Origin of the sequence: Paenibacillus phytohabitans (assembly GCF_013141775.1) — a bacterium.
Classification (GTDB): domain Bacteria; phylum Bacillota; class Bacilli; order Paenibacillales; family Paenibacillaceae; genus Paenibacillus_AQ; species Paenibacillus_AQ phytohabitans.
The window spans coordinates 20,244-34,515 of sequence record NZ_WHOB01000020.1 but is presented as its reverse complement, the minus strand read 5'-3'; the positions used below and the strand labels follow the sequence as shown (position 1 = coordinate 34,515).

10 protein-coding genes and 1 pseudogene are annotated in these 14,272 nt (G+C 52.2%); 8 read left to right on the top strand and 3 right to left on the bottom strand.

All coding sequences use genetic code 11. From position 1 onward, the window contains the following. The first annotated feature begins 12 nt into the window (after positions 1-12). The 3 genes from GC101_RS06450 (at position 13) to GC101_RS06440 (ending at position 5,142) form a co-directional block, all read left to right on the top strand. Positions 13-384, top strand: a complete 372-nt coding sequence (locus tag GC101_RS06450; RefSeq protein ID WP_171716592.1) for a response regulator — start codon at positions 13-15, stop codon at positions 382-384. Beyond that, the gene (locus GC101_RS06445; protein WP_171716591.1) at positions 371-3,634 is read left to right on the top strand and encodes an ATP-binding protein; all 3,264 of its coding nucleotides are present in this window, start codon (positions 371-373) and stop codon (positions 3,632-3,634) included. Before GC101_RS06450 ends, GC101_RS06445 begins: the two co-directional genes overlap by 14 nt. A 533-nt stretch (positions 3,635-4,167) precedes the next feature. Beyond that, positions 4,168-5,142 (top strand): aldo/keto reductase, encoded by a 975-nt coding sequence (locus tag GC101_RS06440; protein WP_171716590.1) that lies wholly within the window; start codon positions 4,168-4,170, stop codon positions 5,140-5,142. 126 nt (positions 5,143-5,268) lie between these two features. On the opposite strand, the gene GC101_RS06435 is transcribed toward GC101_RS06440, so the two are convergent. After that, positions 5,269-5,973: a DUF421 domain-containing protein gene (locus tag GC101_RS06435; protein ID WP_171716589.1), complete on the bottom strand. Its 705-nt coding sequence runs from the start codon at positions 5,971-5,973 to the stop codon at positions 5,269-5,271. Positions 5,974-6,172: 199 nt separating this feature from the next. Between GC101_RS06435 and lspA the strand changes: the two genes are divergently transcribed. The 4 genes from lspA to GC101_RS06415 all read left to right on the top strand — a co-directional run bounded on the left by lspA (position 6,173) and on the right by GC101_RS06415 (position 11,109). Beyond that, positions 6,173-6,628 (top strand): signal peptidase II, encoded by a 456-nt coding sequence (lspA, locus tag GC101_RS06430; protein ID WP_171716588.1) that lies wholly within the window; start codon positions 6,173-6,175, stop codon positions 6,626-6,628. Positions 6,629-6,887: 259 nt separating this feature from the next. After that, positions 6,888-8,759: an assimilatory sulfite reductase (NADPH) flavoprotein subunit gene (locus GC101_RS06425; RefSeq protein ID WP_171716824.1), complete on the top strand. Its 1,872-nt coding sequence runs from the start codon at positions 6,888-6,890 to the stop codon at positions 8,757-8,759. 84 nt (positions 8,760-8,843) lie between these two features. Beyond that, positions 8,844-10,559 carry an assimilatory sulfite reductase (NADPH) hemoprotein subunit gene (cysI, locus tag GC101_RS06420; protein ID WP_171716587.1) on the top strand — a complete coding sequence of 572 codons (1,716 nt, stop codon included), beginning with the start codon at positions 8,844-8,846 and terminating at the stop codon, positions 10,557-10,559. Positions 10,560-10,791: 232 nt separating this feature from the next. After that, a complete protein-coding gene (locus GC101_RS06415) occupies positions 10,792-11,109 on the top strand; it encodes a hypothetical protein (RefSeq protein ID WP_246354201.1) in 318 nt (105 codons plus the stop codon). A 15-nt stretch (positions 11,110-11,124) separates the two neighbouring features. On the opposite strand, the pseudogene GC101_RS06410 reads toward GC101_RS06415, so the two are convergent. Further along, positions 11,125-12,204, bottom strand: a pseudogene (locus GC101_RS06410) (glycosyltransferase WbsX family protein). Positions 12,205-12,263: 59 nt separating this feature from the next. Further along, the gene (locus GC101_RS06405; RefSeq protein ID WP_171716585.1) at positions 12,264-13,328 is read right to left on the bottom strand and encodes a CgeB family protein; all 1,065 of its coding nucleotides are present in this window, start codon (positions 13,326-13,328) and stop codon (positions 12,264-12,266) included. A gap of 191 nt (positions 13,329-13,519) precedes the next feature. On the opposite strand from GC101_RS06405, the gene map reads away from it, so the two are divergent. Next, entirely contained in the window at positions 13,520-14,266 is a 747-nt protein-coding gene (gene map / locus GC101_RS06400; RefSeq protein WP_171716584.1) for a type I methionyl aminopeptidase, read from the top strand. Positions 14,267-14,272 lie beyond the last annotated feature (6 nt).

Genomic DNA, 14,272 nt, shown 5'->3' with positions numbered 1-14,272 from the left:
GAGTGAGTGTTAATGCAAAAAATACTGATTGTGGACGACGAAGATGTACTGCGCATGCTGATTGAGGATACGCTGGAGGATCTAGAGGACGTTGAGATTCATACCGCCGAGAATGGGGTTGAGGCGCTAACGCGGCTTACTTCCGACCCCTACGATCTCGTGATTCTGGACTATATGATGCCGGAGATGACCGGAATTGAAGTGCTCGGTGAGCTGAATGAAGAGCTGAAGAACAAGACCCCTATTATGATGCTGACAGCCAAAGCACAGGAAATGGACCGTAACCGGGCGAGGGAAGCCGGAGCACGTTATTTCATGCCTAAACCGTTCAGCCCGATGGAGCTGCTGCAGATCGTGGAGGGCATACTTAGTGATAAACAATAAACTTGCTGATGTGAGCATCAAAACCAAGTATTTCCGGATTATCTTCATCTTGTTCCTGGCGATTATGTTATCTGGTATCGGCCTGTTCTTCTACATCAATAACCAGCAGGACAAGCTGAAGCATGACCGCGGTGTATTGCAGCATAAGACTGAGACCATCAATGAGCTGGCGGCGACGCTGAATGATGTCTTTTTCCGGGCCAGAGGTTATGTTGCCCTCAAAAGCGACGGTGAGCTTAAGCTGCTGAATGCTGCACTCACGGGCCTTGACGGAATTCTGGAGCAATATTCGGCTCTGAATCTGTCGCCTGAAGAAGCGCAATACCGGGATGATCTGAAATTATTCTATGAGCAATACAAAACCAAGACCCTTCCTGAAGCGATCCGGCTGGTGGAGAACGATGATTATACGGGCATCCGCAATCTCTCTCAAGGCGGAAGCACCCAGGCTCTGAATGAATTTCTGGCCTATACCAAAGAGTTCAAATCTAGCTCGGACAGCAAGCTGAACGCCATGGCTTCTCAGTCCATCAAGCAGGCGGATACCTTCACGTTTATCGCCTTCGGGCTCAGCGCTGTACTGCTCTTATTCTTCACACTGATGATCTGGCGGATGCTCAGAGTGGTGCTTGATCCGATTGTTAAGCTGGAAGAAGCAACGAATTCGCTGGCGGCAGGCGAGGCTGTTCTGCTCGGCAAGCTGCATAAGCAGGATGAGATCGGCCGTCTCTATGAGGCCTTCCTTAATATGGCCCGGAGTATCCAGGATAAAGAAGAAGAGCTGATGATGCAGAATGAAGAGCTGCATGCCCAGCAGGATGAGCTGCAGGATCAGCAGTTCAAGCTGGAGCGTTCACTCAGTGAAATCGAAAGTATGATGAAGGCGCTGAACCAGACCTCCGCTGTAGCCATTCTATCGAACAAGGGCGTATTCACGTATGCCAATGATAACATTAGCGTCTACACCGGCTACAAGAACGCCGAGATTATCGGATATACCTTCCGTTTGTTTGAACTGCATAATATTTCGGACACTCAGCTGGAGCAGATTATACGCAAGCTGTCGACTGGCGGTGTATGGAGCGATGAGTCACAGATTGTGGCAAAAGATGGTTCTGCCGTCTGGCTCCAGCTGACGGTCATGCCGTATCTGAATGATGAGGGTCAGATTTACCAGTACATTCTGATTGCCAACAACATTACGTCCATGAAGAGTGTCCAGCAGGAGCTGGCTGAGACGCTGAAAAGCACGGAGCAGACCACCATCATGCTGGAGCTTAACAACCAGCTCAATCATGAAATTACCTATACGCTGGACAAGCAGGAATTTGCCGAGAAATTCAGCAGGTTCATGAACCGGCTGTACTCGTTCGACAGCAGTCTTTTCCTGCTGGTCAAAGATAAGATATCGGTGGTCAAAGGGGTTCCGCAGGAGAATGTGGAGCGCTATATTGATGCAAACAACAAAGATATGTTATACCGGATGAGTACGGAGAAGTCCTATATTGTGAAACGGACCGGAGTACCCAGAGAGCAGGGGATCTCCGCCAAAGAAGTCTACTGCTATGATTTCTATACAACTGTAGTCAATGCCGAGGATGAGATCCTGGCGATCTTCTGCGGTACACGAATCGGGCATTCCTTCACCGAAGAGGAAATCAGCGAAATTCAAGGGATGATGAACCGGGTGGCGCTGGCCATCGAGCGTTTGTTCATGTATGAGGAAATCGAGAATGGCCGCAAGCTGAACCGGGATATTGTCAACAATGTCAATGAAGGCATCCAGTTCGTCAACACGGAAGGCGTCATTCAGCATATCAACAAGGCGCTCAGCCAATTGCTCGACTATGATGTGTGGGCAGAGGGGATGCTGATCCCCAAAGAGCAATGGATGGACCACTTCACCCTTCGCGTGAATGAATCGGAAGAGATGGGGCAGTTCTACCAGAAGGCGATGTCCGAGCACTCCGTGGATTCCAGCACGATGAAGTATTCCCTGGGCAAGGAAGCGATGAAGCATGTCGACGTCTATGCGATTCCCGTGTTCCGCCGCGAAGCGCGGGTGGGAACGTTGTTTGTACACCGGGATATCACCCGTGAATACGAGCTGGATCTGATGAAGTCGGAGCTGGTCAGTACCGTCAGCCATGAGCTGCGGACACCGTTGTCCAGTGTTCTGGGCTTCACCGAGCTGCTGTTATCCAAGACAATGAAGCCGGAGAAGCAACTGAAATATCTGGAAACGATTCATAAGGAAGCCAAACGTCTGACTGAGCTGATCAATGACTTCCTCGACCTGCAGCGCATGGAATCCGGCACACAGCTGTACAATGCAGAGCCGGTCAATCTCAGCGAGACCGTTCTAAGTGTAATTGACCAGTACAAGCTTAGCGGTACCCACCATATCCTTCTGGAGGATGAGGCGCTGAACGCCGAGGTCGAGGTGGATAAGGACAAGATTATCCAGGTGCTGACCAACCTGCTGAGCAATGCCATCAAGTTCTCTCCAGGCAGCAATGAGATTAAGGTAACGCTGCATAATGAGCGGGATTCGGTGATGGTCCGGGTTCAGGATCATGGACTGGGGATTCCGAAGAATCAGATCGGACAGCTGTTCCAGAAATTCCGCCGGGTGGATAACAGTGCATCCAAGCGGATTGGCGGAACGGGTCTCGGACTTGCGATCTGCAAGGAGATCATTGAGAAGCAGAAGGGGATGATCGGAATTGATTCGGTTGAAGGCGAAGGCACCACGGTGTGGTTTAGCCTGCCGGTCCTCCATGCGGAGAGCAGCCGTCATGAAGAGGAGCCGCATAAATGGAGTGCCGACAAGGAGCAGAAGCCGAATGTGATGATCGTCGAGGACGATTACAGCCTGTCCCTGCTGCTCTCTGAGGAGCTTAAGGGCAAAGGCTTCAGAGTGACTCACCACTATCATCCGCAAAAAGCATTTGATCAGGCATTGAAGACGCCTTTTGTAGCTATCGTTGTGGATCTTATGCTCGGCGAAGAGCTGGACGGCTGGGATCTAATCCGTATGCTGAAGAATGATCCCCGCACGGAGAATGTGCCGATTGTCATCTCCTCGGCGCTGGATAAGGAAGATAAGAGCATGATGGATAAAGTGCAGAAATATCTGACCAAACCGTATCCGCCGGGCGAGCTGTCGAATACCTTGCAGGATATTGTGCAAATCGAGCTGAAGACGGGTGAGGTTCTTTTCCCGGACAGCGGGGGAACTGAGCAGTAGGCGTATAATAGAGAACATAGTTATATAGAGTGAATGCAATCTTAAGCTGATTATATAAATTCATTGAACAAGTCCTTCTTCGCGGAGGGCTTGTTTTTTTGAGTATATAAGCATAAACAGAACATCACCGGAGTCTTCATGCGTTGTTCAGTTTGCTGGTTAAGCAGGATGAAGCGGACTGAGAAGACCTTATATTCACGATTAAGCTCTTATCACAGCTGAAACGGACTGAGAATCCGTTATATTGTTCAATTAGGCTTGAAATGAGGTGTATCTGTTCGAATAAGCGATTCTGAGTCCGGATAGCCGTCAAATCACCTTGATCTGCGCAAATAAGGGAATCTCAGTCCGCGTAACCACATGTCTGTGCTGGGCTGCTAAGGCCCTCATGAGCGAAGAACCCAGCGCTTACCCGGCCCAGTAATACTGTATTTTGAAGTTTGTTCAACAAAAAGCTTGCCTTAGAGCCTACTCTAAGGATTATATTAGACCCGATGCAGACAACCTAACCGAAATGAATGGGAGGAAATGCGATGAAGTACAGCTATTTGGGTAAATCCGGTTTGAAGGTCAGTCAATTATGTCTGGGCACGATGAATTTCGGGCCGGAAACCGAGGAGAAGGAAGCGTTCAGGATTATGGATGCCGCACTGGATGCGGGAATCAATTTCTTCGATACGGCCAATGTGTACGGCGGCCAGGAACGCCGCGGCTGGACCGAGGAAATTATCGGCCGCTGGTTTCAGCAGGGGGGCGGACGGCGCGAGAAGGTTGTGCTGGCCACCAAGGTGTACAATGACATGTTCGACGAGCAGGACGGACCCAATTCCGGATCCGGCTTGTCCGCTTATAAGATCAGACGGCATTTCGAAGGCTCATTGAAACGTCTGCAGACGGATCATATTGAGCTTTACCAGATGCACCATATTGACCGGAATGTATCCTGGGAAGAGCTGTGGGGCGCATTTGAAATTCTTGTCTCCCAGGGCAAAGCTGATTATATCGGCTCCAGTAATTTCGCCGGCTGGCATATCGCCGCTGCGCAGGCTAAGGCCAAAGAACGCCATTTCCTCGGCCTTGTGTCCGAGCAGCATTTGTATAACCTGCTGGAACGGACACCGGAGCTTGAAGTGCTGCCGGCATCCAAGGAGCTGGGGCTGGGCGTCATTCCATGGAGTCCGCTGGCCGGAGGCTTGCTCGGCCGCAACGCCTTGTCCAAGACGGGTGTGCGCAGCGCCCGCTCCGCCAAACTGGAGCAGCACCGCAGCCAGCTGGAGCAATTCTCCGCGCTCTGCAAGGAGCTGGGCGAGCATGAGGATCAGGTTGCTCTGGCCTGGGTACTCGCCAATCCGGCTGTAACAGCGCCGATTATCGGGCCGCGTACGATAGAGCAGTTCGAGGATTCGCTGCGTGTTACGGAGATTGTACTGGATGAAGCTGTGCTGAAGAAGCTGGACGAGATTTTCCCCGGACCGGGCAAGCCGGCACCGGAAGCCTACGCCTGGTAAGACTGTAATTACCATAATTCAATACAAATTCAAGTTATTAAAGTAAAAAGGGCCGGACTATCCTTTGGGAGGTAGTCCGGCCCTTTTTTGTTAAAGTCTTTTCACTGTTTGGGTCTAAGAAGCCGCTCAGAATTCACCGGGTTTTGCCTGATTCGTGGCGGCTTCGATGACGCACAGCTCCCCCTCTTCATTCAGTTCGGCATAAGCCACTGACGTTAGCTCAGGATAACCCTTTTTCCGCAGCTCCTGCATCAGCCAGCTTTCGTGTTTGCCGAGACTCTCAAGCGCCGGACGCTGAATGATGCCGGACTCAACGACGCATTGTGGAAGACTAACTCCCTTCACGTCGATATCCAGATCTTCCCGGGTTACCGGTTCATATTGCGGCTTCTTCAGAATGCTGAGCGAGCCGTTCGTTTCATAGACCGCATAAGCAACCTCGTTAATGGAAAAGGTATCCTTCGCCCGCAGCATCATCCGGAGCTGCTCGAAGTCCAGATTATTACTGCGAAGCTTCCGGAGATCTATTTTACCATCCCGGATGAGAATCTCCGGTTCGCCTTCCAGCGGCTTACGCAGCTTGCGGACATGTTGGGTAATCTTCTCGAAGGTGATGGACAGCACCGTCCAGACAGCCAGAGTAAACAGCAGCTTCAGCACAGAATTCTCTTTCTCGTAAATCGTATTGCCGACCAGATCCCCCAGAATAACGGCGGAGATGAAATCGAATGGGGTTAGGGCGGAAATCTCTTTTTTGCCCAGCAATCGGGTCATTGCCCATAATCCGATAAAACCGGCGATCAGCTTAATGAATATCGATCCGTACTCCATTGGCTACCACCCTCCAGATATGAATGAATCTAAGAGTGTTTAACCAATGCCCCATATCATGTAACAAGCAGCTACTGGCCGGGACAGCGGCCTGTCCGCTGGAGCTGGCAGGATGAATCCCGGCTCTTACCTGTGATAGACTAGAAGGCGAGAAGTGAAATCATTCTGATGATATCACAGGGGGATGAGGTGGCGGCAAATGCTTTTTTATCTGATTTCCATTTTGGTAGTGCTGGTTGACCAAGCCGCCAAATGGCTGGTCCGCACTCATATGGCGCTTGGGGAGAGGATTCCCTTCTGGAGTCCGCACCTGCAGTTCGTCTATTATGAGAATAGCGGGGCAGCCTTCAGCTCCTTTCAGGGCTACGGAAAGTATTTCTCCATAATCGCTGTTGTTTTTGTAGCGGCAGTGTTCTATTACCGGCGGCAGGGCAAGATTCGCGGGCCTTTGCTTGAGGCAGCCAGCGGTTTTCTGGTCGGCGGAGCGCTCGGCAATGCGATTGACCGTGTGATCTACCATCAGGTAACGGACTTTCTAGTGTTCGGTAACCGCGGGGGGATTCTCAATCTGGCGGATCTGGCGATTAATGCCGGGGCAATTCTGATTGCAGTCTACCTGCTGGTCGACCACTTTGGACACAAAGCTGCCCGGTAAGGAGAAGAAAAGCGGTCCTAAGGCTATTCCGGTTTATCATTTTATCTAATACAAGTTATCATTATTTGTAATGAACCCGCCTAAATCAGAGCTTTTTACTATGATTTAGGCGGGTTTTGTGTGTTTTATACCATTAATATGCTTCGTGACCATAAAATGCCTGTTATCTGCTTCGTTGATCGTTTCTTATTAATGTGTTAGCCTGAATTCATGATGTTAAGAGGATAGAAGATTGCACGTTAAGGAGAGGTCGATATTGTTGCAATTACAAGTTACGAACAGTCCCTTTAATGAGAGTCAGGCTGAGCTTCTGAACCGGCTGCTGCCGACGCTGACCCATTCGCAGCAGGTATGGTTAAGCGGTTATTTATCCGCGTTGTCTCTGCTGGGAGACAACGGTCAAGCAGGCCCGGCGGTGCTTCCCCTTGCTGCTGAGGCGGCAGCCGGAGTGTCAACGTCCACCAACGCAATGCCACAGCCGGAGGTATCCCGAGAGGTGACCGTATTGTTCGGCTCCCAGACCGGCAACTGCCAGCGGCTGGCGGCGAGCCTCTCGCGCAAGCTGGAAGAGCAGGGCTTCAAGGTTACGGTTGCCGCAATGAACAGCTTCAAGCCGAATGGACTGAAGAAGATTGAGAATCTGCTGCTGCTGGTCAGCACCCATGGTGAAGGCGAGCCGCCGGATAATGCCCGTGCCTTCCATGAATTTCTCTACAGTAAAAGAGCCCCGCAGCTTCCGCAGCTGCGTTACTCGGTACTTGCACTCGGCGACACTTCCTATGAATTCTTCTGCCAGACCGGGAAAGATTTCGATCAGAAGCTGGAAGAGCTGGGCGCACAGCGCTTAACACCGCGTGCGGACTGCGATCTCGATTATGATGAGCCTGTAGCCGAATGGTTCGAGCATGTAATCCGCTCGCTAAGCGGTTCCGGTTCGCAGCAGGCTGCGGGGATCGCGGATGAGGCTGTGCTGGCAGCCGAGAGCGCAGAATCGCTGGAATCGGCATACTCACGGAACCATCCGTTCCATGCCGAGGTGCTGGAGAATCTGAATCTGAACGGACGCGGCTCAGACCGTGAGACCCGCCATCTGGAGCTGTCGCTGGCCGGTTCGAATATTACGTTTGAGCCGGGTGATTCGCTCGGAGTCTATCCGGAGAACCACCCGCAGCTTGTGCAGGATATCATTGCTGCCATGGGTTGGGAGGCGGGTGAATCCGTTCCCCTGAACAAGAAGGGGGAAGAGGGCACACTGCATGAAGCACTGCTGCGGCATTACGAAATTACCGTACTGACGAAACCGCTGCTGGAGCAGGCAGCCAAGCTGAACTCTGCACCTGCCCTGCAGGAGCTGCTGTCCCCGGACCGGCAGCAGGAGCTGAAGAATTACATCCATGGGCGTGATCTGCTGGATTTGATTCAGGATTTCGCACCGTGGGAAGTTCCGGCCCGCAGCTTCGTGACGATTCTGCGCAAGCTGCCGGCAAGATTGTATTCCATTGCCAGCAGCTATAATGCCAACCCGGATGAAGTACACTTCACGGTACGGGCTGTACGCTATGAGTCGCATGGACGTGAACGCTACGGAGTCTGCTCCGTACATTGTGCGGAACGTGCAGAGCCGGGCGCTACACTGCCGGTCTACATCCAGAACAATCCGAACTTTAAGCTTCCGTCAAATCCGGATACGCCGGTGATCATGATCGGACCGGGTACTGGTGTCGCCCCGTTCCGCTCCTTCCTGGAGGAACGGGAAGAGCAGGGGGCACAGGGCAAGTCATGGCTGTTCTACGGCGACCGGCATTTCGTCACAGACTTCCTCTACCAGACGGATTGGCAGAGAATGCTGAAGGACGGTGTGCTTAGCCGGCTGGACGTTGCCTTTTCACGAGATACGGATGAGAAAGTTTACGTACAGCACCGCATTCTGGAGAAGAGCCGGGAGCTGTACACCTGGCTGCAGGAGGGTGCACACGTCTATGTATGCGGAGACGAGAAGCATATGGCCCATGATGTACACGCTGCGCTGATTACAGTAATTCAGCAGGAAGGCGGACTAAGCCCGGAAGGGGCAGCCGCTTATCTGGAGAATCTGCAGCAGGAGCAGCGTTATCAGCGTGATGTATATTAAATGACATTCAGCGGAGGAACCTCCGCTGGGCTTACGATACAATTCTTGAAGAGCGCGAGGCAATGCGGAAGGAGAGGATCAATAGTGGCAAACAATGAACCAGCGGTGAAGCCGATTGGCGGACCCCCGAGTGATGTTGAACATATTAAGCTGGAGAGCAATTATCTGCGCGGTGCGCTTGTCGAAACCCTCAGCAACCCGATCACCGGAGGGCTGCCGGAGGATGACAACCGTCTGCTGAAATTCCACGGCAGTTATATGCAGGATGACCGGGATTTGCGCAGTGAGCGTGAACGCTCCAAGCTGGAGCCTGCTTACCAGTTCATGCTGCGTGTTGTAGCGCCAGGCGGAGTGGCGACACCGGCGCAATGGCTCGTAATGGACGATCTGGCCCAGAAATACGGCAACGGCACACTGCGTATTACGACAAGACAGGCTTTTCAAATGCACGGCGTACTCAAGTGGAATCTGAAAAAGACGATCAAGGGAATTAATGATACGCTGATGACTACGCTTGCAGCCTGCGGTGACGTCAACCGCAATGTCATGAGCGGACCCAATCCGTATCAGTCAGAGGTGCATGCCGAGGTAAACGAGTGGGCCAGAAAAATCAGTGACCACTTAGCCCCGCGCACCGCGGCTTACCATGAAATCTGGCTGGATGGCGAGAAGGTAGTGGACAGCAAGGTGGTTGAACCGATCTACGGGCCTGTGTACCTGCCCCGCAAGTTCAAGATTGGCCTGGCGGTGCCGCCTTCCAATGATGTAGATGTGTTCTCCCAGGACCTGGGCTTCATTGCTATACTGGAAGACGGGAAGCTGGCCGGCTTCAATGTCTCGGTCGGCGGCGGGATGGGGATGACGCATGGTGACACCAGCACGTATCCGCAGCTGGGGCGGATTATCGGCTTCTGCCGTCCGGAGCAGATGATTGATCTGGCGGAGAAGACCGTCACCATTCAGCGTGACTACGGTAACCGTTCGGTCCGCAAGAACGCCCGCTTCAAGTACACGATCGACCGCCACGGTCTGGAATGGTTCACGGGCGAGCTGCATGAGCGGCTGGGCTGGACGCTTGAACCGGCACGGGAATATCATTTCGACCACAACGGCGACCGCTACGGCTGGGTGAAAGGCTTCGACGGCAAATGGAATTTGACGCTGTATATCCAGAGCGGACGGATTCAGGATGTCCCGGGGTATCCGCTGATGACCGGCCTGCGGGAGATCGCCAAGATTCATGGCGGGGATTTCCGCCTGACGCCGAATCAGAATCTGATCATTGCCGGAGTCAGCCATACGAAGAAACGCAAGGTAGCCGAGCTTGCCAAGCAATACGGGCTGACCGACGGAGCCCATCATTCCGCACTGCGCAGAAGCGCTATGTCCTGCGTGGCGCTGCCGACCTGCGGTCTTGCGATGGCGGAGGCTGAGCGATATCTGCCGCTTCTGCTCGATAAAATGGAAGTCATCATTGATGAAGCCGGCCTGCGTAATGAAGAGATCATCATCCGTATGACCGGCTGCCCTAACGGCTGCGCCCGGCCTGCGCTTGGCGAGATTTCATTCATCGGCAAAGGCCCGGGCAGATACAATCTGTACCTGGGTGCCGGCTTTACCGGAGACCGGCTGAACAAGCTGTACAAGGAGAACATTGACGAGAAGGAGATTCTCGACACTCTCGGGCCGATCATTCACCGTTATGCCAAAGAACGCAGTACCGGTGAGCATTTCGGAGATTTCGTTATCCGCAGCGGCTATGTCAAAGCCGTTACTTCGGGACTTAACTTCCACGACTAGGTTTGCCTTTTCTCCATATACGAAAGAACCTGCTCCCTAATGACACAGGGACAGGTTCTTTTATTATTTCTATGAAATGTATGGTTGTACTATATCCATCTACTGATAATCACATATAGTATAGTATCACCGATTGAAAGGGATGATAGCCTTGCCAACCTTCGACAGCATACTTGTCACAGGGAACCAGACAATTCAGCAGGACCTGCAGGTCAATGGAAATCAAACAATAATGGGAGCCTTAAACATTGTAGGCAATGAAACAGTTTCGGGAGATATGCAGATCAACGGCAACCAGTCCATTGTCAACAGCCTGGCAACCGGCGGAGATGTCGATGCAGGCGGAAATGTGCTGGCGGTAGGCCGGCTGTCAGCCAGTAACCAGCCCTCCTTACCAGCAGGCGTGGCAGTAATCCAGCAGGTCAGACATTATTTTCTGCCTGTGCCGAATCAGCCGGGTCTCGTGCTGAAAGGCACGGACGGGCTGGATTATGTTATTTTTATCGATGTCAGCAGCGGGACGCCGAGCCTGGCTATTCATCTGGCGTAGTGTAATACAGTCTGCCTAGCTGCGGGAATTTATAGAAGGAAGGCTCCCCGTCTGCTCCAGCGCTTTCTTGACCTCTTCTAGATAGCGGAAGCGATGCTGCTGGTCCGGTTCCAGAAACGCACCTTCAGCCCATTCATTCCATGCATTAATGAAGAGGAATTCACTCTGATACAGGGTTCTGGCTCTCTCGATCTGCTTCGCTAGATACCATCCGAACTTGTGCGGCGAAGCCCCTATACAGCTCTGTCCCCTTTTGCCAAGCCGCGGGGTGTTATCCCAGTTCACGTAGGCTCCCGGAAATATTTTACCTCCGTTCCGGTGGGGTGACCGGCTCAGGATTGACAGCCAGACCTGGTCATAGTCGAAGACGAGATGCTCCTGACCGTCGATAATCATGTAATTCCACAGACGTTCTGTATTGCCGTGGGCAAAGGTGTAATGCGGCTCGAATTCCACATTGGCATCGAAGCCGCCCTGGCCCGGAATGTCGAAACCGCCCAGTGTGCGGACAAAATAAATACCATCCAGGCCATTCTGCAGCGCAAGGGTATTCCAGAACTGCAGCATCTCTTCGCAGCGGGGAATATTCCCCGGTCTATATATGATGAATAATGGTTTGTTGCCGATGCGGATATAGCGTTTATCCCTGAAGGCACCCAGCAGCTCTTGAAAGTGGTTCTCCCAATCCTGTTCATCTCCATAATCCTGGCGGATCAGCACCTCATGCTCTCCGCCGTCCCATTTCCGGGTCCAGGATTCATTGGCCCAGGAGAGGCAGAACGGAAAATCCGGTTCGCCGGACTTCATAATCTGCTTCAAGGGCTGCTCCAGCAGCGGCTTGCCCTTGAACCAGTAATGGTAGTAGCAGAACCCATAGATGCCGTAGGCTTTGGCTACTTCTGCCTACCAGTTTCTCGCTGCAGCGTCCGTCAGGTCATAATAATACTGTTCGAGCGGTTCCTTGGGTTGTTGATGTCCTGAGTAGAGCGGAACAGCTTTCCTGGTGTTGGTCCATTCTGTGAAGCCTTCCCCCCACCACAGGCTGTTCTCGGGAATCACATGAAATTGCGGCAATAAAAAAGCGATGAGCTTCAATCCACCTACCTCCCAATTCTGCTGCAGGTAATCACTGGTTATTGTTGCGGGCTCCCCGTTTAGCTGTTAAAAACAGTATGCAGCAGCTTCGCCGCCATTTGCATAAATGAGTAATCGTAGGTGCTCTTCCATAAGGCACGGGTAGCAACCGCCCTTGCGGACTCCGGGTGATTTCGGTAGTAGCTGAGCTTCTCGTTCAATTCCTGGCCGGTGTGAAATGTGATGATGTCTTCGCCGGGATTCATATATGCATACAGATTGGAATGATCCTCTGCCAGCTGGACAGCCCCGCAGGAAGCGATTTGAAAAGCCCGAAGCGGCGGCTGCCCCCAGTGGATAATAATCTCGGCGCCATTGTAATAATCCTGCAGCTCTGTACCAGGAGACACCGGGGTAATTCCGGGATATTCCTCCCAGCCTTTGCCGGCTGCATATAACTTACAGCCGCTGAGCAGCGGAGAGAGCTCGTGAAGGTAGGCTATACCGGCTGGAAGTGCGTCGCCAAGCAGCAGCACATCGCAGCGGCAGGCTTCATCCACATATTTTGGACTGAACAGGTTCCGGTCCGCAGCAAAAGGCAGATACATAACAGAACTGCTGCCGGAGTGCTGATAAAATGGGATATGGTACATATTTTGCGTAAAGACATAGTTAAACAGAGCTGCCAGACGCCCGGTTGAGCTGCTCGTGCCGGAGCTATCGGTGATCCAGATTGCCTTTTGGAGAGTGGCTCTGCGGATCACCTCCAGATCATTGTCCGAGAAGTCTGTATCGCCTCCGACGACCAGCAGCAGATCCGGATTGAGCTGGACCAGCGCTGTAGAGAAGCTCTGGAATGCCTTAATGGCTACAACTTCTTTGGTAAGCAGCCTGAACTGGTCGGCAATCAGCTGTTCGGTCTGCCACAGCTCCTCTTCCGGCATGGCGGATACGAGTAGAACCCGCAGTTTTTTGAACTCAACAGCCCTGGCAGGCTGCGGAAGATTAGCGGATACATTCTGTTGATTTATATTTATATTTTTGAGTGCCCGGATTACCGTATGAGCAATAAGCTTTCTGGATCTGGGATGCAGCCGAATGGTTTTGCCGGTGGTTCTGATACGGTGTTTCGTTTTCTTGTTCATGCGCTGCCGAAATCCCTCCCTACACAACCCTGCACTGTTTTATTTTATGAGAAAGCAGTGAATTTGCTACAATTCACAGAATGAATTTGGATTTCCGGCGGTTTTCTTACATAATATAGAGTAGCACTACAAAATCATAACCAAGAGCCATTGCTGTGAGTAGTGGCTTCTGTACAGAAGAGGCGAATTTAATGATCATCATGAAAACGATGGAAGAGATCGAAAAAATGCGTGCGGCCGGCAAAATATTGGCCGAATGCCACCGGCAAATCGCTCAGATGCTGAAGCCCGGAATTACGACCTGGGAGATTGACCAGTTTGCTGAGAAGTTCATTCTCTCCCAGGGGGCTACCCCTGAACAAAAAGGCTATCATGGCTATCCATATGCGACCTGCGCATCTGTGAATGATGTCATCTGCCACGGCTTCCCCAAGCACGAGGAGCTGAAGGATGGAGATATTGTAACAATTGATATGGTAGTCAACTTGAACGGGTGGCTGGCAGATTCAGCCTGGTCCTATGGCGTTGGCACAATTAGCGAGCAGGCGGACAAATTGCTGGCTACCACCAAAGAGGCTATGTTCAAAGGCATTGAGCAGGCTGTGGCCGGCAACCGGATTGGTGATGTCGCTCATGCCATCCAGGTATACGCGGAAGCTAGCGGCTTCTCCGTAGTCCGTGATTTCATCGGGCATGGCATCGGCTCTGAAATGCATGAAAAGCCTGATGTGCCTCACTATGGCCCGGCAGGCAAAGGCCCGCGCATCAAGGAAGGTATGGTGTTCACCATTGAACCCATGCTGAACACCGGCAGCTACCGGACCAAGGTTGATGCGGACGGGTGGACAGCGCGTACCTTTGACGGCGGATTGTCGGCACAATATGAGCATACGCTGGCGGTAACTCCGCAGGGCACCATTATTTTGACAGAGCTGTAAGAATCA